Origin of the sequence: Gluconobacter roseus NBRC 3990 (assembly GCF_006538885.1) — a bacterium.
Classification (GTDB): Bacteria; Pseudomonadota; Alphaproteobacteria; order Acetobacterales; family Acetobacteraceae; genus Gluconobacter; species Gluconobacter roseus.
In genome coordinates, this window is record NZ_BJLY01000002.1 from 279,105 (window position 1) to 305,556 (window position 26,452).

Genomic DNA, 26,452 nt, shown 5'->3' on the forward strand with positions numbered 1-26,452 from the left:
AATGGCATCATGAAAGTCGCACTGGGACAATTTGCAGTCGCTGCGGACTGGGAAACCAACCAGAAGCAATGTCTGGAACTGATCGAACGTTCGAAAATAGAAGGTGTTGATCTGCTGCTTCTGCCCGAGGGTATTCTGGCCCGCGATATCAATGACCCCGAAATCATGCCCAAGACCGCCCAGCCTCTCGATGGCCCCTTCATGGATGGGCTGAAGCAGGCGAGCCATGGTATTGCCGTAGCCGGGTGCGTGAATGTTCCGGACGGGGAGGGACGTTTCTTCAATACGCATTTCGTTCTGAAGGATGGCACCTTCATTGCGCTGTATCGCAAGCTGCATCTTTACGATGCCTTTAGTATGAAAGAATCCCGGCTTACGTCGCCGGGCGTTGAACTGCCACCCGTTGTGGATATCGGCGGGATGCGGGTAGGTCTGATGACCTGTTACGACATCCGCTTCCCGGAACTGGCCCGCCATCTCGCACTGCAAGGTGCGGAAGTTCTGCTTCTGCCTGCGGCCTGGGTGCGGGGTCCGGCCAAGGAACGGCACTGGGAAGTCATGACGGTAGCGCGCGCTCTGGAGAACACCTGCTATGTCATCGCTGTGGGAGAATGCGGCCCACGGAACATCGGCGCCAGTATGGTCGTCGATCCGCTTGGCGTCATAACACTGGCTCTGGGCGAGGAACCTGTGCTGGGTTTTGCAACGCTGCTTCATGAACGGCTGGATCATGCCCGTCGCGTTCTTCCCGTTCTGGAAAACCGGCGTTTTGCGGCCCCAATGCTGGCAGACGCATGACGCTGGAGCGGACAGCCCTGCGAGAGAGGCTGCGTCCGTGGTTTTCTCTGGTGGGCCTGGTGGTCCCCGTGAACCTGATGATGGCGCTCGACAAGAACAGCTTTGCTCTGGCAGCTCCCCGGATCGGGCAGAGTCTGGGGCTCGATTATGTGCATATCTCGCTGGTGATTGCCGCCCTGTCATGGAGTTATGCGATCATGCAGTTGCCCAGTGGCTGGCTCGTGCATCGTCTAGGCCCACGCCGGTCACTAGGGATCGCCTGTCTGCTCTGGTCCCTGACGACGATGCTCATGCCGGTTTCAGCCGGATTCGTGTCTTTTCTCGTGCTGCGTGTGGCCATGGGCGCGTTTCAGGCTCCGGACTGGAGTGCCAGCGTTGTCGCTGTCCACGACTGGTTTGCTCCAGAACGCAGGTCACGCGGAAATGCCGTGTTGCTCGGGGCGCTGTATCTCGGCTCGACTATCGCCGGTCCCCTGACGACCGAAACCACGCTGGTATTCGGCTGGCAGCGCTGTCTGTTCGTGTTCGGCTGTCTTGGCGCCATCCTGAGCGTCGTGTGGCTGCTTCTTTTCCGCGACGGTCCGTATCGGCATCAGGAAGAGTCACCCTCACTGTTTCCCGCTATGCACATCCTACACCAATTGGCTGGATCGGGGGGCTTCTGGGCCATCGGAGGGTTTTATCTTTGCATGCTGGCCGTGCAGTCCTTCTATCACGTGACGCTGCCGCAATACCTTCTGTCCGCACGTCACCTGTCGTATCGGGAGATGGGCTGGGTGTTCAGCCTACCCTGGTTCTGCCTCTACGGTTCGGTGGTTGCTAGCGGCTTTATAAGTGACAGGATCTATGCGCGGACGGCATCTGTGTTCCGGGCACGGGTTCTGTTCGGTGCGCTCGGTGCTACGACAAGTGCGATATGTCTGGAAGCGGCTTCACTGTGTCACAGCACACTGACCTCGGTTGCACTCCTCTGTGCAGCCCTTGCTGCACTGGGACCGTGCCAGGTTTCGATCTGGACGCTGGCCCAGGGGCTGACCCGGCATCACGCTGCCGTAGTCGTCGGATGGGCTGGCTTCTGCGGTAATCTGGCAGCAGGCATTGTGCCTGTACTGACGGCTCATCTTCTTAAAACAGGACTGAACTGGCCTGAAGCACTTCTCTTACCCTGCGTGCTCGGTGTCCTCGGGGCAGTGTGCTGTCTCCTGACAGGATATTTCGGCCAGATCGACGAGTGCCAGGATATGTCTTTTTCCAGAAATATTTCAAAGGAATCTTATGATGTCTGAAGCTTTCAACGGCGTATGGGTAATTGAAAATGCATCCTCTTCATGGAGTGACGGAAACTTTCCGCCGGATATGAGGCTGAAGCTCTGGCTGACGTTTCGGGATGGGCGCCTGGTCTATCATTCCGAAAATGACACGGACAAAAGCCAGCCTGTCAGAACGCTCGATTACGATACACCTCTGACCGGGGAAGTCAGCCCGCTGCGGGGAAGTACCCGGTTCGACAGTGTCCGTGTTCGCCAAATCTCGGAACGGGAATTCGAAATTCTGGAAATGCTGGGCGACGATGTTATCGTGGCTGCCTACTGGCGCTTTTCGGATGATGCGAAAAATCTCTGGCGTTGGGGAGTGGGGAAATCTCCTGAAGGACGTTCGCGATCCTACGAAGAACTGTTTATCCGTCAGGATTGATCTGCATCGATTGTATGAAAGATTCGTATATGACCAAGCTTCGCGTTGCCGTCATTCAGGCGGGAAGCACCCTGTTCGACACGCCAGCCACACTGGATCGCATGGCGGCGCATTGCGAGGCTGCGGCCGCTGAAGGCGTGCAGCTGGCGGTCTTTCCGGAGGCCTATATCGGGGGGTATCCGAAGGGGCTGACCTTTGGCGCCGTGCTGGGCAGCCGGTTTCCCGAGGGGCGGGAGGACTATCTGCGGTACTGGAAGTCGGCCATTGCTGTTCCGGGGCCCGAGACGGATCGGATCGGATCGTTTGCGGCAAAGATGGCTGCGCATCTGGTCGTCGGAGTTATCGAGCGGGATGGGGCGACGCTGTATTGCGCGGCTCTTTTTTTCGGGCCGGATGGCACGCTCCTGGGCAAGCATCGCAAGCTGATGCCGACCGGTACCGAACGTCTGGTCTGGGGGCAGGGGGATGGGTCTACCATACCTGTGCTCGACACGGAGATCGGACGTATCGGAGCTGCAATCTGTTGGGAAAACTATATGCCGGATCTGCGGCAGAGCATGTATGCGCGCGGGATCAATCTCTGGTGTGCGCCCACGGTGGATGAACGTGATATCTGGCATGCTTCCATGCGGCATATTGCCTATGAAGGGCGGACATTCGTTCTGAGTGCATGTCAGTTCATGACGCGGGCGGATGCTCCGGAGGATTATGACTGTCATCAGGGGGATGATCCGGAGACGGTGCTCATCCGGGGTGGAAGCATCATTGTCAGTCCGCTCGGGGAAATCATTGCCGGTCCAGTCCATGACCGTGAGGCCATCCTGACGGCGGATATCGATCTGCATGACGTCATCCGCGCCAAATATGATCTGGATGTTGCCGGACATTATGCCCGGCCGGATGTATTCAGCCTATATGTCAATGAAGCTGCGCGGGAGCCGGTATCTTTTTTTTGGTGACATCTCGTTTCAAGCCTAAACTCGTACTCCGAAGCTTTAGGCTCAATGAGTACTATAGGTGCGGCAAATAAGAAGAGTTTGCTCGCAGACGCATCCGCTTTGGAGGGAGAACGGAAGGTCCGGATTCAAGCGGAAGATGGACATTCGTTTGCTTGGACAGTTTCGCTGATTATCTACAACGGCATGCGGAAAAGACCGAGGCGAGCATGGCGAGAACTGCTAAACGGTGATGAGCCTGCCCCGGGCATGGGTGACGTAGATGGCTTTTCCTGCCTGTGATTACTCACACCTGTCCCAAAAATCTCTCTTTCCCAGCCAAACAGAAATCCAAAATATTGGCGATAACATATGATTTGCTATGTAGAAAATCACCATCCCGCGCAGCAATAAGATATTTCTCTTAGTATTATTCATTTCCTTTGCATTCACGTGATATATTTTATAACTTGTTACGAAATTATACTGAATAAATAATTTTATGTTGCGTTTGCATTCTTCGATGGCACGAAGGTTCCACCATTTTTCCCATTTTTCTACCCACTTATCATTCAATATATCTATACCAGACGGACGATAGGTTGGACCTTTCACATTTTTTGCAACTGATTCTTCTTTATATTTGGCCTCCGCGATTATCACTGTGATACCATCAAGCCTTTGCGTGCAGTATGCGTCTTCGTGAATATCAATCCACATCAAAGGAATGTTCGGAAGAGAGAAATAATATATAGAATCATCCATATTTTTTATTTCAATATGCTCTTGAAATTTTATATTTCCTGATTGGGCTTCTATTAAAATGGAAAAATAATCTGCTGAGAAAAACTTGTTTTTCCGAAAAATGATTTTATTAAATGGCAAAGAATCTTGGCAAAAAATTTCATTTTCCACTCTAAAGTCATACTCAATCATTTCATCGATATTTTTCCAATATTTTCCCATTCTCCTCCAATCATTATATCTATCCTGAGACCATAAAAATGTTTTGAGGAAAAGCTTTTTTTGAAGTCTATTCCATATTGGACCAAATACCATACCAATACCTGGAATATGAATCATGTGCTTTCCTTTCGATCCGAGACTAATGTTAAAATTTTTGATTCATAAACTGAGTGAGATGCTAACGTGAGGCAGATGATTGAGAAAAGATTTGTTTGAAATCTCGTTCTGAGCGTTATCTGCATCCAATTATTTCCTGTGAGTTGAAGCTCTGATTCAAGATATTCGATGGCGGACGAACATTAACAGACGAGCAACAGAGTCAGAGCGATGATCCAGCCACACATAATCCTTTTAACCTGCGTCCGCTTCCGGGTCACAGACTTGATGCTTCGTTCGTCGCAAATGTAGGCGTAAGCGGACAGGGTTTCAGCGGAAAGCCTCCTCAACCAGCTGATCGATCGTGAGGGCTGTGCTGCTGCGCCGGATCAGTGGTGCTAGTAATCCGTCTATCGCCAGCACGGCCAGTCCATGAACCTTCGCCCAGAGAGAGGCCATGGCTGCTTCCGGGGAAATGCCAGACTGGTCGCATGTCGGAAGAGCGGCAAGTCTGGCAAAAGCCCGTTCTGACGCTGTCGCAAGGACCGGATGATCCGGATCGATGGCATCACTGCGAAACATCAGTGTGAAAAGCCCCGGATTGGCGATTGCAAAACGGACGTAAGCCAGACCGACATCCCGGGGCTCTCTGGCGTGCTCGGGTGACATGGCTTCGGAAAGCTCATCGAAACCCTGTGCGGCCAAAGCACTCAGCAGACCGGTCAGGTTGCCGAAATGCGGGGCTGCGGCCGTCGCGGAGACGCCGGCATTCCGGGTGATCGCCCTGAGCTTCAGGGACGCAATGCCGTCCTTTTCCAGCATGAGCCGGGCCGTGTTCAGCAGGGCCTTTTGCAGGTCTCCATGATGATAGCTGCTTTTCGTGGGCGTCTTCATCCTGATCCTCCAGACGTAAATTTACACTGTAAAAATAACTTGACGAGCCCTTTCTTCATTCGTCATTCTTTACGGTGTAAAGACCGGAGAGAATGATGGTGACCAACAGAGCGCCGATCGCGCAGGAAATCGATGCCTGCGGACTTTCCGGGCAGGGGAAATTGCCTGCTGGCCTGCGAGGGACGCTGTATCGGAATGGCCCCAATCCTCGTCCAGGAACGCCGAAAGGCCACTGGTTCGTAGGAGATGGCATGATCCATGCCGTCTCGTTCGCTGACGGGCGATGTTCCTACCGCAACCGTTGGGTCCTGCCGCAGACAGAACATGCTCTTGGGAAAGCCAATACGCATGCCATCTTCCATGCGGGGTCACTGATGGCCTTGGAAGAAGCACACCCACCGGTTGCCCTGGCGCCGTCGACGCTGACACGTTCTGGCGCGTCTTACCCGTCTGGTCCTTTCACGGCGCACCCCAAACATGACCCGCTAACGGGCGAACTCGTGTTTTTTGGCTACGCTGCGAACGGGCTGGGATCACGTGCCGTCCGTTGTGGAGCTCTGGACAGGTCTGGTTACCTGAGCTGGGAAACACGCTTTGAAGCGCCATTCAGCAGCATGATCCATGATGCAGCCGTGACACTCCGACACTTTGCCCTTCCGGTCTTTCCACTGGTCAGGGAGTCTGTCGAAACATTCAGCTTTGCGTGGCGTCCTGATCTGGGCAGTTATCTCGCTGTGCTGGAACGTGGTGGGAGTGGTGACACCGTGCGGTGGTATGAGGCACCGACCGTTTACGCCTTTCATATTGCCAATGCATGGGAGGATCAGGAGCGCCTGTATTTCGACCTGTTTGTGTATGACACGCCTCCACTGTTTCCTGGTCCGGACGGGCAGCCGCCCTCGCAAAAACAGGGTCGCCCCTGCAGATGGAGCGTGGCGCTCAACGATCACGCGCCGGTGCGGGTCGAATCCTTGCACGATATGTGTGGCGAATTCGGACGGATCGATGATCGTCTCGCCGGAAGCCAATATGACCAGATCTACTGTACAAGCCGCATTTATTCGCAGCAGTCGGGCTTTCAGGCTATCGCACGGCTTGATCTGAGGAAGGGAACAGTCGATCAGTTCGATTTCGGAAGGCAGGCTTCGGTCTCGGAGCCGGTCTTCGTGCCGCGCTATTCCTGCGCCAGACCGGATGACGGCTGGCTTCTGAGCGTGATCTGGCGACCGGATTTTTCTTCGTCGTGCGTGGCTGTTTTTGATGCCGCCCGTGTCGCCAATGGTCCGGTTGCTTCCGTAATCCTGCCGCAGCGTGTGCCTGACGGCTTTCACGGCAGTTTTGTGCCGGATGTTCTTCTGGCCGGGGAACTGTCGCGATGAGCCGGGCTGCGACGTTAAAGGCCCTTCTGCTCGAAGCCGGCGGATTGCTGCTGTTCTGGGGCTGTGACGCGCTTGGCTATGAGCATTATGCCTCGATAGCGGTGCTGGCTTTTGTTCTGGCTGACGGTCTACGTCGCTGGCAGGGTGCTTTGGGCTTTCCGCGGGTCTGGTGCCTGTTCAACGGGCTGGCTCTGGCACTGGCCGCACTGGATATCGTGACACGACGAGACGCTTTGGCTTCGTTTGAGAGTGTTGCCGCCAACTTGCTGATTGCGGCTATGTTTGTCATTGGCGCACTCGGGCGCAAACCGTTGGTGCAGGACATTGCCGAACAGCGGCAGGGTAAACCTTTTGCCCCAGACCTGCATGATCTACAAAAGTTTTTTCGGGCGTATACATGGGTCTGGGCTGCTTATTTTGCGGTACGGGCTTTTGTCTGGTTGTGGATGGCGCAGCATCTGCCTGTCGCAAAAGCTCATGCGCTGCAGGGTATAATCGGGCCAGTCACCCTCTTTCTCATGATTGCATTGAGTTTCCAGGGACAGAGGTTGTTCCGCGGTTTGAACCGGCTGAGACTGTTCCGTGGATGAGCAGCCAGGCTATCTATCATCCAGCAGCCCAGAAATGCCCCAAACCGTCCTGCGCACGCGCTGATATGGCAATAATCACATAAAGCTTCGTGTTCATGCCACCTTTGGTGCGACCAATCAGGCGGCCAGAATTCCCTTTTTTAACCACAGGCTTGAAGCCGTGCGGTGTGCCTGAGATACGTCGCATCAATCATGAGGGGCTGCGGCTCTGCCTTCCTGGCAGCCAGACCCCCATTATCCGGACAAAGATCCCCATGGCGCCCCAGCACTTCCAGCGGTTGTAGAGCGTCTTATGTGGACCGTACTCCCGGGGCGCGTCGCGCCAGCGCAGGCCGTTCGATTTACAAAGATGATGCCGCTCAACATTCGACGGTCATCAACGCAAAGTTTGCCGTGGCTCTTTGGAAAGAACGGCCGCAGACGGTCTATCTGTTCGTCCGTTAGCCAGTACAGGTCGCTTATCTTCAGTTTCCTTACAAAGCCTGAATCAGATTACCGAACTCAAATCAATGGCTCATGAGCTTAACAGGCTCTAGTTGCGGGACTGGACACTGGATGTTGCGTCAGGTGCTGTCAGGTTTTCGAACTGTTCCGGATGCTGGGACGCCGTGACGTCTCCAACGGGTTTGGGGTGGTGCAGGTTGTCGTATTGCAGCGGGGCGATGGACAGGGTCTGGTCCATGGTTGGGAGGTCCTTTACGTTCCAGCCGCCACCAAGGCTGCGGATCAGATCCACATCCGCGTGATACAGTCGGGTTGCGACCTCAACCTGATGGATGCGGCTTTCCAGCGTGTTTTCCTGACTGACGATGGCCTCAAGATAGGTGCCAACACCGCCCTGATAGAGCGTCATGGTCATGTTCTGCGTCGCGAGATTGGCCTTTACCGCCTGTTCCAGCGCTGCGTTCTCCTTCGTCAGACGCTCGGTCAGGGACAGACCATCTTCCACTTCGCGGAACGCGGAGAGAACCTTCATCCGATACGTATCGCGGGTCTCGCGATACGCCGACCATGTTCTCTGGAGCTCTGCCCGGCGCAGTCCGCCATCGAACAGCGGCATGTGCAGGCTCGCGCCATAGGTCCACAGCGAGTTGGCCAGGTTGGCCAGATCAAATCCGTTGGCTTCAAACCCGCCATTCAGCCTGAGCGCGATATGCGGATAGAACGCCGCACGCGCAATGCCGATCTCCCGGTTGGCCTGCGCCATTTCACGCTCGGACGCCGCAATGTCCGGGCGGCGCTGAAGCAGGGTTGAAGGCACGTTCGTCGGGATCGTCGGCTGGATGAAATGGAACTCTGGGCTGGCGGGAATATGGAAGCTCGACGGCGATGTATTGGTCAGCACCGCGATCGCATGTTCCATGACCTGCCGCGCCGCCTGAATGTCCAGCCTGGCAGCCTGCGTGGTGTAAAGCTGCGCCTGCGCCCGTGCCAGATCAAGGCGCGGGGCCGCCTGGTTCTGGACCTGATTTTCCGTAATCCTGACGGCACGCTCATAGTACCCGATGGACTGCTCATAAATCGCATCCTGCGCGTCATAACCGCGCAGCTGGATGTAGTCGCGGGCCAGTTCGGCCTGCGTGCTCAGGCGCGCCATGGCGAAATCGGCGGCGCGCTGCTGGGCGAACTGCTTCTGCGCCCGCACGCGGTTGCGGATGGACGACCAGAAATCAGGCTCCCATGACACCAGACCCCCATAATCCTCGCTGGTCTGCGTCAGGGTGGCGCCATTGCGGAACAGCCGGTCGGCGGACTGCTTGTTGTCCGAAGCCCCCGCATCCAGACTGGCATGGGGCAGCAGTTCGGAACGTGCCGCCACAACGAGCGAGCGTGCCTGAATGAAGCGTTCGGCCGCCGCCTGGATATCCCCGTTATCAGCCGTAGCCCGCGCTTCAAGATCGTTCAGCAGCGGGTCCTGAAACATGGTCCACCAGTCAGCAGGCAGGGCCGTATCCGCAGGGGTCGCCACGGCAAAAGGCGCCTATCCCTGCCAGCTTAAGGGCACGACAAAGTTTGGGGTTCTGTAAGTCGGGGCCAGATCGCAGGCCGAGAGGCTGATCAGCGCGAGAGCTGATCCACCGGTGAGAGCGAGGCGTCGGAAGGTGGCTGGGATCATCATTCGTCCCCGTCATTGTCGGAGGAGTCCGTGTCAGACGCGAAGCCGCTTTCATTATAGCCCCGCGCCGGGGTCACGACATGCACCACATCGCCTTCCAGCAGATCGGCAGGCGGATTGTTGATGATGCGATCCGTCGGCTTGAGGCCGCTCAGGATCTCCGTCGAGCTGTCCGCCATGCGCCCCACCTGAACATTGACGTAATGGACATGGCTGGTGGCATCCACGACCGCGACCTGCATGCCCTTTTCTTCAAAAACGAGACTGCCGCTCGGGATTTCATACAGATTGGCGTCCGTGTTCTTCGCCGTCAGGGCAACGGAGGCGAAGGTGCCGGGCCAGAGCAGATTGCCCGGATTATCGAGCACGAATTCCGCAATGGCCGTGCGCGTGTTGGGGTCATAGCCCTTGGACGTCGTCAGATACTTCGCCGTAAACGTCCTGCCCGCATATTGCGGCACCGTAACCTGCGCGGTCATGCCGTCCTGCAGGACGTACGAGAAAACCTCCGGCACGGAAACGAACAGACGCAATTTGTCCGTATCCGCCACGGTAAAGAGTTCGGACGCACTTCCCGTGGCGTTCAGGCCACCGCCACCATTATGGACATAATCACCAACATTGACTGAACGCGCCGTGACGATCCCGTCAAACGGAGCGACAAGCTGCTTGAAGCGTTCGAGCGCCTCGAAATGATCCACATTGCGCTGCGCAGCCTGCACTTCGGCATTGGCGGACTGTTCATTCGCATTGGCGACTGAAACCGACTGGCCGGAAACGGACTGGGACTTGCCCATCGCACGCCAGCGGTTCGCTGTGACGGATGCCAGATTGTATTTCGCCATGACGGACGCAAGGCTGGCCTTGGCCTGCGCATATTCGGCATCGAGTGCTGGCGCGTTGATTTCGGCCAGAACGTCGCCCTGTTTCACATGCGCGCCATAGTCCTTGTACCACATCTTCACATAGCCCGAGACCTGCGGATAAATCGGCGCCTGATACCAGGCATCGATATTGCCAGGCAGCGTCAGGGACACTTTCGGGCTGGTGCGGTGCGGCGAGACGACCGACACGTCAGGAATGGCGCCAGCATTGGTTTCGGCGCGCAGAGTGCTGACGGCATGGACGCGGTCGACGACGAGAAATGCAACGTAGAGGCCCACGGCGCAGGCTCCCGCGCCAAGAATGAACTTACGGGAAAGGGAGGCCATCAGACTGTCTCCTTGTGGCGCGCGGGACGGTTATGGAGGATTGCGTAGACGCAGGGGACGAACAGCAGCGTCGAGATGGTGGCGACGATCAGCCCACCGATCACGGCCTTGCCGAGCGGAGCATTGGTGGAGTTGGAAATCGCCATCGGCACCATGCCGACCACCATGGCCAGAGCAGTCATGATGACGGGACGGATACGCCCGTAACCGGCTTCCACGGCGGCGCGCAGGGCATCGCCATGTTCCTCGATCCGCTCGCGGGCAAAGGACACGACAAGGATCGAGTTCGCGGTCGCGGTTCCCATGCACATGATCGCACCCGTCAGCGCAGGAACGGAGAGGCGCGTATGGGTCAGGAACAGCGCCCAGGCGATCCCGGCCAGAGCGCCGGGCAGGGCGGTGATGATGATGAACGGATCCAGCCAGGACTGGAAGTTCACCACGATCAGCAGATAGATCAGCACCACCGAGACGGCGAGGCCAAGCACAAGCTGGTTGTAAGCCCCGTGCATGGTCGTAGCCTGACCACGGACATCCACCTGAGCGGATGCCGGAACGGTCTTGGCCGTGTCGTTCAGGACCTTGTGCACGCCATCGAGAACAGAGCCCAGATCGGTGCCTTCCGCCGACACATAGATGTCGATATCCGGCATGGAGTTGTAGTGCGAGACCTCACCCGGCGTACCGGTCGCCTTGATCGCACTGATCGCGCCGAGAAGCTGGGTCTGGGTTCCGCTCGGGTCTCCATCGCCCTTGTCCACGGGGATCGTCATCAGGTCCGTCAGATGGGTCAGCTGGTCCTGCGAGACATAGACGTTGAGCGGGAAGGTCACGTTGTCGCTCGGATCCAGCCAGTATTGCGGATCGACCGTGGAGCTTCCCGACAGCGCCATCAGTTCGTTGTTCGCAAGATCGGCCTCGGTCAGGCCGGTCGCCTGGCTGAACGTCCGATTGCCCTGAACCATAAGGGTCGGCGTCTTCATCGTCTGCTGGATCACGACATCCGCCGCCCCCGGAATATGCCGGAGCCGACCGAGGATGGAGCGCGCATAGGCGTAGTTCTGGCGGATATCGGGGCCGGAAACCTGAATGTCGATCGGAGACGGTGCCCCGAAATTCAGGATCTTGGCCGTCAGATCAGCCGGCTGGAACGTAAAGACCGTTCCCGGGAACTGCGCCGAGAGATCCCTGCGCAGCAGACGGCGGTAATCCCAGACCGGTGACGCCTCGTTCTTGAGCGTGATGGTCAGGTCGCAGTCCTGCGTTCCGATGCTGGGCGTCGGAATGAAAGCCTGGTTGTGCGGACCTTCCGGCAGGCCGCAATTGCTGATGATGTCCTCGACCTTGCCGGGCAGGATTTTGTGAATGCGGTCATCCACAAGTGCCGCGATCCGCCCCGCAACCTCAATCCGCATGCCCAGAGGCGCACGCATGTGCATCTGCAGAAGGCCGGATTTCGTCTCGGGGAAGAAATCCCGCCCTGCCGTGGCATAAAGCCCGAGCGAAAGCAGCGAGACGCCAAGGAACGCCCCCACGAAGGCGATACGCCGCTCGACGCAGCGGGTCAGGATGCGGTTGTAGCCTTCCCGGAAGCGGGTGAAACCCCGCTCGAACCACTGCTGGAAGCGGCCTAGGAACCCCTTGCGCGGCCCACCGGCAACCGTCTGGTCCATGTGAAGCGCCTCATGCTCCTGACCATGCAGACCGCTGTTGACGTGATCCGTCAGTAGATATTTCGCCATCGTCGGGACCAGCGTCCGCGACAGGATGAAAGAGGCGATCATGGCGAACATGATGGCCATCGCCATCGGCCGGAACAGGAAGCCCGCCACGCCATCCAGCTCGAACAGCGGCAGCCAGACGATGCAGATGCAGGTCGTGGAAACGAAGGTCGCCACCACGATCTGGTTGGCCGCATCGATGATGGCGTCCTCAAGGCCTTTGCCCATTTCAAGATGGGTGTCGATGTTCTCGATCATGACGGTCGCGTCATCCACGAGAATACCCACCGCCAGCGCCAGACCGCCAAGCGTCATGACATTGATGGACTGTCCGGCCCAGCCCAGCCCGATGATGGAGCACAGGATGGCCAGCGGGATCGAGGTCGCAATAATGATCGTCGAGCGCCAGGAGCCCAGGAACAGCAGCACGACGAGACCCGTCAGGAACGCGGCCGTGACCATTTCACGCACGACGTCCTTGATGGAATCCTTCACGAAGGTCGAGGCATCCGTCAGGACCGAGACATGCACGTCAGGCGGCAGGATACGACGCAGGCGGGGAAGCAGGTTCTTCACACCGTTGACGACATCGAGCGTCGAGGCCCCGCCGCCCTTCATGACGACGATCTCCACGCCCTGCCGCCCCTTGACGAGAACCACGTTCGTCTGCGGATGGCCGCCGCGATACACGTCCGCCACGTCATGGATGTAGATGACGGCATTGCCCACGCGCTTCACCGGAATGTCGCCGATGGCTTTCATGCTGGTGGGGGTGGCGTTGGTCTGCACCATCCAGTCGGTCGCATCGATCTTCTGATCGCCAGCCGGCAGGACGATGTTCTGGTCCCGCATCGCGGCCTGAACATCCATGGCGGACAGGTGATGCGCCCTCAACTGCGCCTGGTTCAGCGCAATCATCACGAAGCTGTCCATACCGCCATAGGGATGCGCCACGACAGAGCCCGGAACCGTGACCAGAAGCGGCCGGACGGAAATAACGCCAAGCTTGAACAGATCCGACGGCGTCTGCTTGTCGGACGTGATCTGAAGCGAAATGACCGGCACGGACGAGGCCTCAAGCCGCATGACCATCGGTGCGGGAATATGCGTCGGCAACTGCTGGATCACGGTCTGGGAAATGGCGACGACATCCGCCTCCGCCGGGCCGATATCGGTCCCCGGCTGGAAGTAGATGTTGACGATCCCACGCCCGTAATAGGAATTGGACTCCATGTGCTCGATGCCTTCGACGGTCGAGGTCACATTGAGTTCGTAATTGTAAATGATGCGCCCGGCGAACTGCTCGGGCAGCATCCCGCCATAGGTCCAGACGACCGAGACGACGGGGATGTTGATGTTCGGAAAGACGTCAGTCGGCGTCTTGAAAATGGACATGACGCCAAGCATCACGATCATGATCGACAGGACGACAAAGGTGAGCGGTCGCCTCAGCGCGGTGATGACAATGGCATTCATTCAGCTCGGTTCCCGACAGGGTTACAGCAAGGAAGGGAAACCGGGATGATATGGGTGTTGAAATACAACGTCTTTTAAATCGTGATTTATGGAATATTTTTTACTATTTCGAGTAAAGTAATAAATTATTTATTCTTCTTGTTTTGAGTGTTTGTAAAGATTTATTAGGTCGCGTTGACAAAAAATTTAATCCAGCGCCTTGCGGCGGCGAGGTTGTGGAAACTGATGAAGGAGAGACCGGTCTGTCGTAGCGGGCTGCGATATGGCGCATTTGCTTGAGCCTGTTGAACATCCGCTCGATATGATTGCGCTCCCGATAGCGTTGCCAGTCTGTTTGCTGAGGAGTTTTACGGCCTTTGCATGATGAAATAACCGGAAGGATCCTATGGATCAGCAGGTCCTGACGGAAGCTGTCGCTGTCATAGTCCCGATCAGCCAGCATGGCCCTGGGCTTCGGAGCTGGAAGTGCCATCAGGGCATTTACGGCTTTATAGTCCGAGACCTGTCCGCCGGTGAGGACAAAGCCAAGAGGACGGCCTTGATTGTCGCATCGGGCGTGGATTTTGCTCGTAAAGCCGACGCGTAACCGATGAATGGGCACGGACTACGGTACTGTCGAGCATATGCTGCCAGTCATCAGTCAGTCCCAGATCTGCCAAGGTCTGTAAAAGAGCATCCCAGACACCCTGTTCAGCCCAACGCCGGAACCGGACATAGACCGAGTTCCACTTGTCATAGCGTTCATGCATGTCCCGCCCGGGACAGCCTGTGCGCAGAACATGCAGCATGCCATTGAGAAACAGGCGGTTATCTCCGGCTGGGCGGGCCCAACGTCCACTTTCAAAAGGAAGGAGCGGACCAATCACCACCCATTCATGATCCGCCAGATCGCCTCGTGCCATGGCTGTTCTCTCTGCCCGTTACCACACAGGCAGGAAGTGAATTAGATCTTGCCCCCGACCAATAGGTCTTTTGTTAACGTGACCTAATCTGCCAGCGAACATGTGCTCGATGCTCCTGCCAACTTTCGATACTTTTGCCAGCTTTCCTGCCCAAAGTCTTTAGGGCATCAGTTTGGCTGACTTCAAAGGACGAGCGGCTGCAATCAAGTGTTATCTCGATCTTGATCTACCAGATCACAGTGGCGCTTTAGGCTCAGGACTCATGGCCAGAAGATGACGGTTGCGGCGAGGCAGATGGTGGAGAAGAAGACATTCGGGCATCTGTCATAGCGTGTTGCGACCCGCCGCCAGTCCTTGAGCCTTCCGAACATGATCTTGATGCGGTTGCGGCATTTGTATTTCCACCTGTTGTATTTGACGGGCTTTCCGCGGGATTTTCGGCCAAGAATACAGGGTGTGATCCCTTTCTCCTCCAGGGCATCCCTGAACCAGTCAGCATCATAACCCCGGTCCGCCAGCATCTATTGTGCCATGGGCAGGCTGTCCAGCAGAGCAGAGGCTCCGGTGTAATCACTGATTTGTCCTGCTGTCATGAAAAAGCTCAGCGGTCGTCCGTTCTGATCGGTAACCGCATGCAGTTTGGTGTTCATACCACCTTTAGTGCGGCCGATCAGGCGGCCTGGATCCCCTTTTTTAACCGCAGGCTCGAAGCCGTGCGATGTGCCTTGAGATAGGTCGCATCAATCATGATCGTCTGGGGCTCTGCCTTTCCGGCAGCCAGACCGTCCATCATCCGGGCCAAGATCCCCATGTCGCCCCAACGTTTCCAACGGTTGTAGAGCGTCTTGTGTGGGTCGTATTCCCAGGGCGCATCCCGCCAGCGCAGACCATTGCGGTTCACGAAAATGATGCCACTCAGCACGCGGCGGTCATCAACACGAGGTTTGCCGTGGCTCTTGGGAAAGAATGGTCGCAGGCGCTCCATCTGATCGTCCGTCAGCCAAAACAGGTCGCTCATTTTCAGTCCCCTTGCAGAGCCTGAATCAAAATTCCCTACAAAAATCAATGGGTCCTGAGCCTAGGTGGGTTTTGTACAGACAGGTTAACGTCAGGATACGCATTTAGTGTGTGAAGGGAATGATTTCTCTGTCTTGATCGGGTGCAAATATGGCGATTGGAACCATTGCGTTGGGAAGCACGGACACTGCCGCTCAGCTTTCTGGTAGTGAGTTGGAGCAGGCTGGCACCGAAAGTACCAAGACGGGGAAGAAGGCTGATAAGAACGCAGCGTATAACGAAAATCTAGAGCAGGGGATGAATACGCTTCAGCAGAGCGATCCGGCCCTGTTTTCCAAAATCATGACTGCGGGAGAGTCCGGAAACGGCAACAGCCTCGTCGAAGACGAGCTTCAGGCCTACAAGAACGGCGACCTGACCAAAAGTCAGGCGATTGCGGCGATTTCCGGTGCCCAGTCACTTGCGAACAACAATGGCGGCGGACGAATCAACAAGAAGGAGCGGGCCGCGGCGAAAGAGGTTCTGGGGGGAAGCTATATCAAGGGCGGCCAGACCCGTGCCGGTCATGCGATCCTCAAATTTCTTGAAGATACGTCCCCGATTGCCCAGATCGTAAAGGGCATCAAGTCCACAACGTCTGATGGACCGGGAAAGGAAACGGTTCTTCAGGCGGGAAGTGGTGCTTTGTCGACCGCGACACAGCAGGCCATGTCTGATCTGGAACAAACAGATCCTTCTCTGGCCCAGCAGTTTTCAAGCGATGCCAGCAAGAAGAATGGCAACGCCACGACGCAGGATCTGGAAGTTGCGGGCGAGGAAGCTGCCAGTTCCAGAGGGGCGTTTTCCGATGCGGACGCAGCAGCGCTCGGAAGCCAGATCGGACAGATGGGGGCAGGCAAGGTCTCAAAGAAGGACGCTGCGGATTTTGAGGCGGAGTTCGGAGAAGGCACAATTGATCGTGGCAGCACGAAGGGCGCCAAAGGATGGGACAAATTCGAGACGGGGGTTGGTCATTTCCTGTCTTCTGTCGTCTCTCCGCTGACGGACGGTGTCGGTATGATCGACCAGTTTGCCAAGGGAAACAAAAGTCAGGGTCTGAAAGATCTTGGCGGAATGTTTGAAGGCGTCGCCAGCGATGCTGCGCTGCTCTTTGTTCCCGAAATCGCGCCCGAAGTGGATGGAGCGGAAGCAGCGGCCCGCACGGCCGAAAGTGTTGCGGAAAGTGCGGAAAAGGGGGCTTCCTCCATTGGCGACATTCTCAAGAGTGCTGCCGGGAAAGTCGGCAACGGGCTTCTGACCGGCCTGGATACAGCGGATTATGGCTATAATCTTTACACCATGGGGCAGGGCGACCCGATTGTGCAGCAGCACAAAAATACAGGCGAAGCCTGAGAGGGAGCGGCTTACGCCACCCCGGTGGCGTTCCGGTTTGATGTTCTGAAAGAAGAAGCCATGAACCGGGGCAATATCGCCCCGGTTCATGGCTATTTTGTCTGATGCCGGATCAGGCGTCTCCGAAGTCCGCCGTGTAATGCTGGCTTGTATCCTGTGCCATGGTCATCGGATTGGAGCTGGTCGCGTTGCGATCATCATCCGGATGGATATAGGCGTTCCCGGTGCCCAGCTTTGACTCCATATAGGCGCCGCCGTCTTTCATGTCCTGCGTTGAGCCGTCATACCATCCGGTCACGGTCGCACGGCCAGCTGCATCTTTCGTGACCGCATTGGAGGGAGCGTCGCTGGCAATACTCTGGCTATCGCCTGCGCTTTTGCCGTTGCCGTCAGAAACCTTGATGGAGGCGTTTCGTCCGTCGATATAGCTGACATCGTCGTTATTGACGCCCTTGGCATCCGCATAGAATTCCAGGCGGCTGGCGGTGGACTGGAAATTGCCGGACGAGTCTGCTTCGGCGTCATAGCCGCCCTGGCCATTCTCGTATTTCAGCGTGCCGGTCTGGCCGGGTTTGAGGTCGATCTCGGCTGTGGGCTGGGTGGTGGACCCACCGTTGAGAAACTGGCCTATTTTCTCGTCGTGATTGCTGGTGTTTGTGATGGTGGTCGTGTTGGGGCCGTCTCCCGCACTGACGCCCGAGGTGTCGGACGTCACGGCTGTGGCTGCGAGGCTGGACGTGTCGCTTGAAGCCGGAGTGGCGGACGAGGTGGATCCTGTGGCGGGTGTCGCAGAGGCCGAAGATCCAGCAGCCGGAGAAATGGCCGGGCTTGCCGTATCGGAGCCGGGGCTTATCGAGCCTTCCTGATTTCCCTGCTTCAGCAGGGCCATGAGTTCCTGAAAGACTTCCGCAAGTTTGGCCTCTTCCTGCGAATTCTGGGTCCCGTTGCTCTGGCCTGCGCCGGTCGCGCTTCCGGTCCCGGAAGAGAGGCTTCCGGACTGCATTGCGGCCATCAGTTCCTGGATCAGGCTCTGGGTGTCGGGCGTGATTGAAGTGCTCATGTCGTCCTCATCGTGCGGCTGAAAGCGGGCATGGCAAACGGATTCATGGCCGCGTTTTTCTGCACGGTCTGTTTACGATGGGAAGCTGACGTCAGCCTGATTTGCGTCCAGATGACGTCACGACGGAAGATTCTGAAGAATGCGCGCAACAGGCTGGAAAAATTCAGGCGTGATCGTTGTGCCGGGCTTGAATTTCTCCACAAGGTTTCGCGCAAGTTCATAATCCCAGACGACAGGAATGCGGTTCTCCTGAGCGATTGTGCGATAGATATCGGCCTGTTCTCCATGCGCCCGGCAGACAATACGCGGAAGAGGCGTCTGGGGCGGTTTGTAGCGCAGACCGATGCAAATCGCGTCTCCGCAGATCATGATGCTGGCCTGCTTCGGGCCAAGCTGTGCGGTATTGCGACGGGCCTGGCTCTGGAGGCGACGCTGTTGGCGCTTGATGAGTGGGTTGCCCTGGCTTTCCTTGCGTTCGTTCTTCGCCTCGGTGGGCGTCATCCGCATTTCCTTGAGGAACATCTGCCGCTGGATCAGCAGGTCGATCACGCCGGAAACCATGTAGAAAATACAGGCGGCACCGAAAATCGGCATCAGCAGCGCCGAAAGGATGCGGGGCAGTTTAGTAATCCCGGCCTCGGGCACACGGACGAGACCGCCGATCGCACCATGAATGATAAGCGCCAGTGCGCCGCCAAAAAACAGGACCTTCACCAGTGACATCCCCAGATCCACGAAAGTCCGGGCCTTGAAGAGGTTTGCGAACCCTGAAACCGGATTGATCTTCTCGAATTTCGGCATCACAGGGTCGAGTGCGAAAACAAACCCGCCATTGGTCAGCAGCCTGACGAGAATGCCCGTGACGATGGCCAGAGCGAGAGGGGTCAGGGCATCTTCGAGGCAAATGGTCCTGAGGGCCTGACCCACGCTTGCGATCCCGGATCTGAAATCCATCGCAAGAGCGTTTCCGACCGTATCTATCATCGTTTGCAGATGAACGGCAATCGCGTTTCGCCGCAGCAGAAGCCAGCCGATCAGGATGATAGTCACCACTCCGGACTGAAGATCGGGAGCCTTGGCGATATGGCCTTTGCGACGTTCATCCGCGAGTTTCTTGGCAGAAGCCGGGAGCGATTTTTCCTCGCTGCTGCCACTCATGGCTTCAGCAACTGGTGCATGGTGCCAAGAACATCCCGCGAGGCGACAAGATCATGCTTCATGTATGATACGAGCCAGGCGCAGTAGCCGAACATCATCAGGATGAAGACCAGATTGCGCAGGTTCGGGGCAAGATCATAGAGATGCAGTTTCGGGATGGCGCGCATCAGCAGAATGACGCTCGCCTCACACAGCAGCATCGCCAGCATGACGGGAGCGCCTATTGAAAGGCTCACGGTTTCCAGCCGGTCAAGCAGGCCCAGCAGGACCATGCCGAACCCCGGCTGCGGCGCCAGCGCCAGAGCGAGCGGAGGCCAGAGCATTTCGGACGACAGCAGCGTATCGGCCAGAAGATTGAGCCCCCCTGACAGGACAAACAGCGTCGTGACGGCAAGGGCAAAAAACCCGGCGGTTGTGGACTCCTGATTGCCGCTCCCCGGATCTTCGGCCTGACCCTGCGTTGCGCTGCGCTGGGTGTCGAGCAGTTCGCCTGCGCACTGCACGCCCCAGATTGGCAGGCCGATGAGAAAGCCGATAATCACGCCGATCACCATTTCCTTAAGGCCCAGAAGCCCGAGCGCCATCATGGATCGTGGGTCGGCCAGCAGTCCGGCATGGATCATCGGCGTTGCAGGAATGCCGAGCGCAAAGGCAATGGCGCCCGTGACAGGGCCGCCAAGCTGCATGCGCGTAAAGGCGGGCAGGACGATGGCCGCGCCAGCCGGACGGCTCATCGCGAGTGCGATGGATGTCAGCCAGGGAGCGATCTGCTGCATGACAGCAAGGGCGTCAGTGGCGGGCACGGTTCAGAAGCGCGTCATGGCCGGGAAATCGGTCAGGACATGCTCGGTAAAGGCCAGCAGGGGCGGAAAGAGTGTCGAGGCCATAAGCACCAGCGTCGCGCAGACTGCGACGACCTTGAAGGTCAGCGGCATCGTCTGGTCCTGAAGCTGCGTTACAGCCTGCAGAAGCCCGATCAGAAGCCCGACGACCAGCGCAATCGCCAGCGGCGGCCCCGCGATCGAGGCGAACAGGAAAAGCGCGGAAGAGAGTTCCTGCGTGAGGGCCGCATCATCCACAGGCAATGTTCTCCTGCCGATGCGCGCGCTTCGAGGACCTATGCATAGCTCATCACCAGCCCGTGCAGCAGGCGTGTCCAGCCGCTGGCAAGAACGAACAGAAGCAGCTTGAGCGGAACCGAAATCGTGTTGGGCTGCACCTGGGACAGGCCCATCGCGATCAGGATCGTGGTGACGACGAGGTCAATGGTGATGAACGGCAGATAGATCAGGAAGCCGATTTCAAACGCGCGTTTGAGCTCTCCCGTCAGGAAGGAGGGGAGGAGGATCGGGAGCGATTCCGGCGTCAGGCTGTCGCGCATGTCTTCGGGCCACAGGCGCTGGGTGGCGTTCATGAAGAAATTGCGCTCGGGAGCCTGTGTGAAGCGGAGCAGATGCTGGGCGACGGGGGCCTGCACGCGTTCATAGGCATCCACATAATCCGTCAGCGTCTCGTATTTCTGGTCGCTCTCCATGGCCGCCTTGTAGATGTCGTGGCCGAGAGGCGCGGAAATGAAGAGCGTGAGGATCAGCGAGATGGCATAGAGCACGATATTCGGCGGCGACTGCTGGATGCCGAGCGCGGTGCGCAGCAGGAACAGGACGACCGAGATTTTGACGAACGACGTGGTGGTGATGACCGCGAGGATCAGGACGCCGAACCCAAGGGTCAGGACGAGGGCCGTGACGAGATTGGTAGAGCCGATCATGCGGTGATGATCCGCGTCACCCGGATGGCAACGGATGGCCCAAGATCCACGAGTTCGCCTTCGCCAATGCGGCGGCCATTGGCCATGATCGACACGGAACGCTCTGTGAGCGCGCCGATATCAATCACATGTCCTTCTCCGATCGTCCTCAGTTCGGCCAGCGAGACCGGCATCCGCGCCAGTTCAAAAGTCAGGGGAATCTGAAGCTGTTCGATGGCGGAGGCTTCGGCCTCGACTGGGGTGGCCGGGCGCGGGCTGGTTGCGAAGGAGGGGGGTGTTTCAGTCATGCTGTTCCAATCTGCTGGCCAAATCCGGGCGAGAGGCGCAAACCCGCCCTCAAAGACAATCCTGCCGCCGTCATGCTGGACCGCTGCGCCCAGCACCTCGCCCGCAACGATGACATGCCGGACCTGTGTCGCCGTCCCCAGGACCAGTCCGAAACCGGGGCCGAGCGCCATGAGTTCTGCGGGCGAGACCAGAACGCTGCCAACCCTCAGCGACAGCATCACCGGCGGATCGGGAAACCGGCGCACAAGCGGCGGTGCCAGACGGTGCAGCACAGGCGTCAGCGCCAAAGGCAGGCGCACGAGGCCGCAGAAACTGTTCGAATTTCCAAAACGGGCCTCAAACCCGATCTCGCCAAGCGCGGGCATGTGGGGCAGGGCCTGCTGCGCGGGTTCGATCCGCGTAAACCGGATCGGCGCGCCTGTCGTAGCTTCCAGTGCGGTCAGGCCCTGATCCAGCAACATCTCAAGCAGCAGCAGGGCCGCCGGCGCTTCCATCGGGGCGCGAGGCTTCGGCTCCGCCAGCGAAACCAGCCTTTGAAGGTTCTCGTGAGGGAGAACACATTGCCCCTCCCTGTCACCGATCCGAAAACAGATCGCACTCCACTGCCCTGAGGCCCGCTGTCCTGTGACGACGACCGGCGGCGTAAAGCGCACCGAAAGTCGCTCTTCGCCCACGGGCAGGACGAAGTCGTGCCGCCCGAGCAGACCTGCCGTCGCAGCGTCATAGCCCAGCGGCCTCGGGGTCAGGCGATGTATCGCGCGCGGCAGAGACAGCGTCATGGAACGCTGAACCGTGATGTCGTACCGCGCTGGCGCAGGCGTTGCGCGCTGCTCTGGCGCATCATGGCGACCTCTGCGATGTCCTGCTCCTCGCGCTGCTCCTGCGCCGTGCGTCGTTCGGTCAGAACGCGCTCCAGCAGGTCGCGCGCCTGTTTTTCGCGCTGTTCGTACTGCATCAGGAGGCGACGTGTGGCGGCGGCGAGCTGACGGGCTTTTTCGACGTCCCGTTCGGCTTGGGCGATCCCGTCTTTCAGGCACCTTTCGTGACGGGCCAGCTCTTCGATATGCTCATGATCCCGACGCAGGAGCACGGCGCTGACCGGCGCATTATGTGCGCGTGCGGCAATCTCCGTCTGCACCCGAAGCTGGTGTGTTTGATGGTCGGACAGGGTCTGGCTGGCGTGATTGAGACGCGCCAGACGCTGATCGGCCTGCGACGTTGCCGCCGACAGAAGCTGACGCGCTTCTGCGGCACGGCGCTGGCGCAGCGTCACAAGCTGTTTCGCTGCCTGTGGGTTCAGGCGCAAAGACGGTTCAGCCATTCCAGCATCTCCGCAAAGGACGTCCGCTCGTCGTTGCCCTGACGCAGGAAACCACGCAGCGCGCCGATTTTGGCAATCGCCTCATCCGCCAGTGCGTCACCGCCGGGCTTGTATTCGCCGACCTGCAACAGAAATTCAATCTCCTGATATTTCGCCCACAGGCTCTGGATTTTCATGGCCGCCGCCTGATGACGGGGATCGGCTACGAGAGACATCACGCGCGACCGGCTGGTCAGGACGTCAATCGCCGGGTAGTGCCCTGCCGCCGCCAGTGCGCGCGACAGAATGACGTGACCGTCCAGAATGCCGCGTGTTTCTTCAGCAATCGGATCATCCATCCCGTCCTCGACCAGCACGGTATAAAACGCCGTAATCGACCCCCTTACGCCCATACCCGCGCGCTCCATGAGCTGGGGCAGGGCTGCGAAAACCGAAGGAGGAAAGCCGCGGCGCGTGGGCGGTTCCCCGGCAGCCAGTCCGATCTCGCGCAGGGCCCGGGCGTAACGGGTGACATTGTCCACGAACAACAGGACCTTCAGTCCCTGGTCGCGGAAATATTCCGCAACTGTCGTGGCGGCCTGTGCACAGACGACGCGCTCGGCGGCGGGCCGGTCGGAGGTGGCGACGATCAGGACAGCATTTTTCAGCCCGTCCGCCCCCAAATTATGCTCGACGAACTCGCGCACTTCGCGGCCACGTTCGCCCACCAGCGCCACAACCGCGACATCGGCGGAACTGCCCTTGACGATGGCGGACATCAGCGTGGATTTGCCCGCTCCGGCCTCGCCATACACCCCGAGCCGCTGGCCTTCGCCACAAGTTAGCAACCCGTCCAGAGCGCGAAGACCAACGGGCAGCGGCCGGGCGATTGGCTGACGTTCCATCGCGGGAGGCGGTGCGCCATGGACGGAGCGTGATGGTCCGGCTGGCAGTGGTCCCAGACCATCAATCGGCGTGCCTAGTGCATCGAGCACCCGGCCCAGCAGCCGCTCGCCGACCGGGAAGCTGCGCCGCCCTCCGGTCGTGACGACTTCCGTGTCCGTCGAAACCCCTTCGAGACCGCCTATCGGCGTCATGAGGACCTCGTTTCCGTCCAGCCCTACCACTTCGGCATCCAGGGACCAGTCCCGACCGCGATTCTGCAACCGGCACAGATCGCCCACGGCTACATTCGGCAGAATGGCACGGATGATGGTTCCAGTGGCGCTCACGACGCGTCCCTGCATCGGATGTGTGTCGATCCCCGCCGCCTGTGAGCGAAGCATGGGCAGAAGGGTTTTCATTCGCGCGATGACATGATCGGCTGTCTGCGGCGGATCGCGGCTCACCTGCATCCGGGGCAGAGGATCAGCCTGCCGGTCCTGCGCCACGGGCGCGCCGGAAAGACGGGACATGTCTTTCGGGGCCGGGTTTTCAGAAGCCGGATCGCGTTTGATGAGAGACGCTCCGGACTGATCGGCTCGGGCGTCTTGTGTTTCGGGACCGGGACGGGAAACGGCCTGTTCCGCGTCTTCGGGAGGGAGGTCCTGCTCGGGTTGCGTTTTCTCCGTCCTCTGAAACATGTGCAGGCGGACGAAATCCGCTTCCAGCGCACTGGCGAGAGACACAGCCGGACGCGCGCCCTCCATGAGGCCGTTCGCGGAAACCGTGTCGTCCGGAGCCTGAGAGGACGGCATGAGCGGGATGTCAGTCATGTTGTATCCACTGTGCGCTGAGATGCTCCCGTAGCACGGCAAGCTGGGCGTCCACGCCCAGTTCCGCCACGCCCAGTTCGCTCTCCAGCACACACCGTCCGGGCGACAGCATTGGGTCGATCTCAAGACGCAGGCCGGGATTATGGACCGTCAGGTCTTCCACGACCGGCCGCAGGATGTCAGCGCAGTCGGATGCCACCCGCAGCGTGGCAAGCGTGCCATGCCGGATTTTTCCCAGTGTATGCCTGATGACGGCTGGAAGAGCGCTCTCGATATCAAGCCGCCCGAACAGATCCGTCACGACATCCGTCACAATGGCCGGAAGGTTCGTTTCCAAATCCCGGAGCACTTTTGCAACCGCTTCATCGGTCACGAGAAGACGACGCGCCATTTCCGCGGAGGCTTTGTCATGACCGGTCTGATAGCCTCGCCGACATTCCGCATCATAGGCGTTCCGCGTAGCGGAGAGCAGCATCGTGGCGTTTCGGATGGCGGTGTCATAGGCCAGGGACGCGTCGCACCAGGCGCTCATTTCCTCGGGAGGCAAAACCGTCGTGGAGGGGCGCATCCGCGAAAACATCCGCTCAGACATGCGTGGCAATCCCTTCCGCGACCTTCAGGATGATCGGGTCGTACGCGCCTGATGCCGCGGGCAGAAGAGTCCTTGCGGGCAGTTTCAGCGTGGCGAGGCGCCCGTAATCTCCGGCCAGACTGTCGCGCCATCGGATCAGACAAGACCAGCCGCAGTCGGTGACGGCTCTTGCGAGGCCGGGAAGGTCCGTGTCGGGTTCGGTCGGTGTTCCTGCGGACGGAATTGACAGACCGGCCTGCGCCCAGTGAGCCCCGTTGCGGATACCAAACAGCCTGACGCCTTCGCCCAACGCGGCATCAAGGACCGTAATCGCCTGACGGTCCACCTGTTTGGCCAGACTGCGCCAGTGAACGACAGCCCCCATACGTCGTCCCGCCTTCTGCAGAACGTCATCGGGTTGAAGCGCCAGGGTTTCCAGCGCGTCCTGGGGCAGATGAGCCGGCGGCAGGTTCTGACAGTCCAGCATCTCAATCAGGCGGTTCGAAAGCCTTGAACAGGTCTGGAGTTTCTGGATCGTATCACGTTGCAGCATCGGCAGGCGCAGTTGCAGATGAGACGGATGAATACTCGCCAGCATCTGACTGTAGTCTGGTCCAGAAGACGCGCCCATGCCGTGTGGTGTACTCACGCAGCCTCACGCGGCACGATGGCCAGTTCCGTCGTGGTCGGAACAGGTTTTCTGCGAAAGCGCCGCCACAGGAGGCTGGCGCCATATCCGGCAGGGAAGGCGAAAGCGAAAAACCATCCGGTCCAGCCGAGCGGACTCATCCATTCCGTCTGAACCGGCGCAAGATGGGCAACCGCGACCGGCAGAAGAATGACGGACACCCGGTCATAGGCCAGATCCTGAACGGCATTGGCGACCATCAGCTTGATCTTGGGCAGCAGTCCTGACACAGCCGTTCCGGAATCGTACCGGATGACAACCGATGCCGTCGCCGGTTTGTCTACACCCGTCACCGGATCGCTCGCGGCAGGCGCGATATGAACACGCGCATCAATCACGCCATCAATATCGTTGAGCGTGTGCCCAAGCTCCTGACTAATGCCGTAATACAGCTTGGCGCGCTCGGCCATGGGAGTGCTGATCATGCCCTGCTGCTGGAAGATCTTGTCCATGCTGTCATATCCGTTGCGGGGATAATGACTGCTGCGCAGGATGGAGACAGCATCCGCCACATGCCGTTCCGACACTTCCACGGTGGAACTGCCGTCCTTGGCGATCAGACGGGTGGCGGAAATCCCGTGCTGCAAAAGGATGGCGATCATCTCCATCGCATCACGTTCCGAAAGCTCAGTGTAGAGCACGGTCTGACACGCGGTGAGGGAGAGGAGAAGGGACAGGACAGGAAGGGTGAGAAACAGACGCCGGATACGGAACAT

The 26,452-nt window shown here is 58.5% G+C and carries 24 protein-coding genes and 3 pseudogenes; 7 read left to right on the forward strand and 20 right to left on the reverse strand.

Features of this window, described 5'->3' with window-relative positions; all coding sequences use genetic code 11:
• Window positions 1–9: 9 nt before the first annotated feature.
• The 4 genes from GRO01_RS05165 (at window position 10) to GRO01_RS05180 (ending at window position 3,452) form a co-directional block, all read left to right on the forward strand.
• A complete protein-coding gene (locus tag GRO01_RS05165; protein ID WP_174787409.1) occupies window positions 10–798 on the forward strand; it encodes a deaminated glutathione amidase in 789 nt (262 codons plus the stop codon).
• Window positions 795–2,084, forward strand: coding sequence for an MFS transporter (locus GRO01_RS05170; RefSeq protein WP_062508215.1), 1,290 nt, complete (start codon window positions 795–797; stop codon window positions 2,082–2,084). Before GRO01_RS05165 ends, GRO01_RS05170 begins: the two co-directional genes overlap by 4 nt.
• A 70-nt stretch (window positions 2,085–2,154) precedes the next feature.
• Window positions 2,155–2,493, forward strand: coding sequence for a hypothetical protein (locus GRO01_RS05175; protein WP_141306851.1), 339 nt, complete (start codon window positions 2,155–2,157; stop codon window positions 2,491–2,493).
• A gap of 29 nt (window positions 2,494–2,522) precedes the next feature.
• Window positions 2,523–3,452, forward strand: a complete 930-nt coding sequence (locus GRO01_RS05180; RefSeq protein ID WP_062508298.1) for a nitrilase-related carbon-nitrogen hydrolase — start codon at window positions 2,523–2,525, stop codon at window positions 3,450–3,452.
• Window positions 3,453–3,731: 279 nt separating this feature from the next.
• Here GRO01_RS05180 and GRO01_RS05185 read toward each other — a convergent pair whose 3' ends face one another.
• On the reverse strand, window positions 3,732–4,511 hold the full coding sequence (locus GRO01_RS05185; RefSeq protein WP_062508221.1) for a hypothetical protein: 780 nt from the start codon (window positions 4,509–4,511) through the stop codon (window positions 3,732–3,734).
• A gap of 309 nt (window positions 4,512–4,820) precedes the next feature.
• Window positions 4,821–5,384: a TetR/AcrR family transcriptional regulator gene (locus GRO01_RS05190; protein WP_062508223.1), complete on the reverse strand. Its 564-nt coding sequence runs from the start codon at window positions 5,382–5,384 to the stop codon at window positions 4,821–4,823.
• 95 nt (window positions 5,385–5,479) lie between these two features.
• Between GRO01_RS05190 and GRO01_RS05195 the strand changes: the two genes are divergently transcribed.
• Together GRO01_RS05195 and GRO01_RS05200 are read left to right on the forward strand one after the other, a co-directional pair.
• The gene (locus GRO01_RS05195; protein WP_062508225.1) at window positions 5,480–6,763 is read left to right on the forward strand and encodes a carotenoid oxygenase family protein; all 1,284 of its coding nucleotides are present in this window, start codon (window positions 5,480–5,482) and stop codon (window positions 6,761–6,763) included.
• Window positions 6,760–7,353, forward strand: a complete 594-nt coding sequence (locus GRO01_RS05200) for a DUF3159 domain-containing protein (protein WP_062508227.1) — start codon at window positions 6,760–6,762, stop codon at window positions 7,351–7,353. Before GRO01_RS05195 ends, GRO01_RS05200 begins: the two co-directional genes overlap by 4 nt.
• 46 nt (window positions 7,354–7,399) lie before the next feature.
• Here GRO01_RS05200 and GRO01_RS05205 read toward each other — a convergent pair.
• From GRO01_RS05205 to GRO01_RS05230, 7 genes and pseudogenes are all read right to left on the reverse strand, one after another.
• Window positions 7,400–7,815, reverse strand: a pseudogene (locus GRO01_RS05205) (transposase); the annotation flags it as partial.
• A gap of 70 nt (window positions 7,816–7,885) precedes the next feature.
• Window positions 7,886–9,469, reverse strand: a pseudogene (locus tag GRO01_RS05210) (efflux transporter outer membrane subunit).
• A complete protein-coding gene (locus tag GRO01_RS05215; protein ID WP_024716543.1) occupies window positions 9,469–10,680 on the reverse strand; it encodes an efflux RND transporter periplasmic adaptor subunit in 1,212 nt (403 codons plus the stop codon). Before GRO01_RS05215 ends, GRO01_RS05210 begins: the two are co-directional and overlap by 1 nt.
• Entirely contained in the window at window positions 10,680–13,877 is a 3,198-nt protein-coding gene (locus GRO01_RS05220) for an efflux RND transporter permease subunit (RefSeq protein WP_062508229.1), read from the reverse strand. The genes GRO01_RS05215 and GRO01_RS05220 overlap by 1 nt, the downstream gene beginning before the upstream one ends.
• A 103-nt stretch (window positions 13,878–13,980) precedes the next feature.
• The gene (locus tag GRO01_RS13565) at window positions 13,981–14,478 is read right to left on the reverse strand and encodes a transposase (protein WP_231490151.1); all 498 of its coding nucleotides are present in this window, start codon (window positions 14,476–14,478) and stop codon (window positions 13,981–13,983) included.
• Entirely contained in the window at window positions 14,366–14,779 is a 414-nt protein-coding gene (locus GRO01_RS13815; protein WP_371857379.1) for a transposase, read from the reverse strand. Before GRO01_RS13815 ends, GRO01_RS13565 begins: the two co-directional genes overlap by 113 nt.
• 260 nt (window positions 14,780–15,039) lie before the next feature.
• Window positions 15,040–15,797, reverse strand: a pseudogene (locus tag GRO01_RS05230) (IS5 family transposase).
• Window positions 15,798–15,946: 149 nt separating this feature from the next.
• On the opposite strand from GRO01_RS05230, the gene GRO01_RS05235 reads away from it, so the two are divergent.
• The gene (locus GRO01_RS05235) at window positions 15,947–17,188 is read left to right on the forward strand and encodes a hypothetical protein (protein ID WP_141306853.1); all 1,242 of its coding nucleotides are present in this window, start codon (window positions 15,947–15,949) and stop codon (window positions 17,186–17,188) included.
• Between the two features lie 112 nt (window positions 17,189–17,300).
• Here GRO01_RS05235 and GRO01_RS05240 read toward each other — a convergent pair whose 3' ends face one another.
• The 11 genes from GRO01_RS05240 to sctJ form a co-directional block, all read right to left on the reverse strand.
• Window positions 17,301–18,248, reverse strand: coding sequence for a hypothetical protein (locus tag GRO01_RS05240; protein WP_062508236.1), 948 nt, complete (start codon window positions 18,246–18,248; stop codon window positions 17,301–17,303).
• A gap of 117 nt (window positions 18,249–18,365) precedes the next feature.
• Window positions 18,366–19,406 carry an EscU/YscU/HrcU family type III secretion system export apparatus switch protein gene (locus tag GRO01_RS05245; protein ID WP_062508238.1) on the reverse strand — a complete coding sequence of 347 codons (1,041 nt, stop codon included), beginning with the start codon at window positions 19,404–19,406 and terminating at the stop codon, window positions 18,366–18,368.
• Window positions 19,403–20,209 carry a type III secretion system export apparatus subunit SctT gene (gene sctT, locus GRO01_RS05250; RefSeq protein WP_141306855.1) on the reverse strand — a complete coding sequence of 269 codons (807 nt, stop codon included), beginning with the start codon at window positions 20,207–20,209 and terminating at the stop codon, window positions 19,403–19,405. Before sctT ends, GRO01_RS05245 begins: the two co-directional genes overlap by 4 nt.
• Window positions 20,210–20,212: 3 nt before the next feature.
• Window positions 20,213–20,485, reverse strand: a complete 273-nt coding sequence (locus GRO01_RS05255) for an EscS/YscS/HrcS family type III secretion system export apparatus protein (RefSeq protein WP_062029805.1) — start codon at window positions 20,483–20,485, stop codon at window positions 20,213–20,215.
• A gap of 38 nt (window positions 20,486–20,523) precedes the next feature.
• Window positions 20,524–21,174 (reverse strand): type III secretion system export apparatus subunit SctR, encoded by a 651-nt coding sequence (sctR, locus tag GRO01_RS05260; protein ID WP_062029803.1) that lies wholly within the window; start codon window positions 21,172–21,174, stop codon window positions 20,524–20,526.
• Window positions 21,171–22,241, reverse strand: coding sequence for a FliM/FliN family flagellar motor switch protein (locus tag GRO01_RS05265; protein ID WP_062508242.1), 1,071 nt, complete (start codon window positions 22,239–22,241; stop codon window positions 21,171–21,173). Before GRO01_RS05265 ends, sctR begins: the two co-directional genes overlap by 4 nt.
• Window positions 22,238–22,783: a hypothetical protein gene (locus tag GRO01_RS05270; RefSeq protein ID WP_141306857.1), complete on the reverse strand. Its 546-nt coding sequence runs from the start codon at window positions 22,781–22,783 to the stop codon at window positions 22,238–22,240. The genes GRO01_RS05265 and GRO01_RS05270 overlap by 4 nt, the downstream gene beginning before the upstream one ends.
• On the reverse strand, window positions 22,759–24,477 hold the full coding sequence (locus tag GRO01_RS05275; RefSeq protein WP_231490153.1) for a FliI/YscN family ATPase: 1,719 nt from the start codon (window positions 24,475–24,477) through the stop codon (window positions 22,759–22,761). The genes GRO01_RS05270 and GRO01_RS05275 overlap by 25 nt, the downstream gene beginning before the upstream one ends.
• Window positions 24,470–25,069, reverse strand: a complete 600-nt coding sequence (locus GRO01_RS05280; protein ID WP_062508246.1) for a hypothetical protein — start codon at window positions 25,067–25,069, stop codon at window positions 24,470–24,472. The genes GRO01_RS05275 and GRO01_RS05280 overlap by 8 nt, the downstream gene beginning before the upstream one ends.
• A complete protein-coding gene (locus tag GRO01_RS05285; protein ID WP_141306859.1) occupies window positions 25,062–25,697 on the reverse strand; it encodes a hypothetical protein in 636 nt (211 codons plus the stop codon). Before GRO01_RS05285 ends, GRO01_RS05280 begins: the two co-directional genes overlap by 8 nt.
• Window positions 25,694–26,452, reverse strand: a complete 759-nt coding sequence (gene sctJ / locus GRO01_RS05290; RefSeq protein ID WP_062508250.1) for a type III secretion system inner membrane ring lipoprotein SctJ — start codon at window positions 26,450–26,452, stop codon at window positions 25,694–25,696. The genes GRO01_RS05285 and sctJ overlap by 4 nt, the downstream gene beginning before the upstream one ends.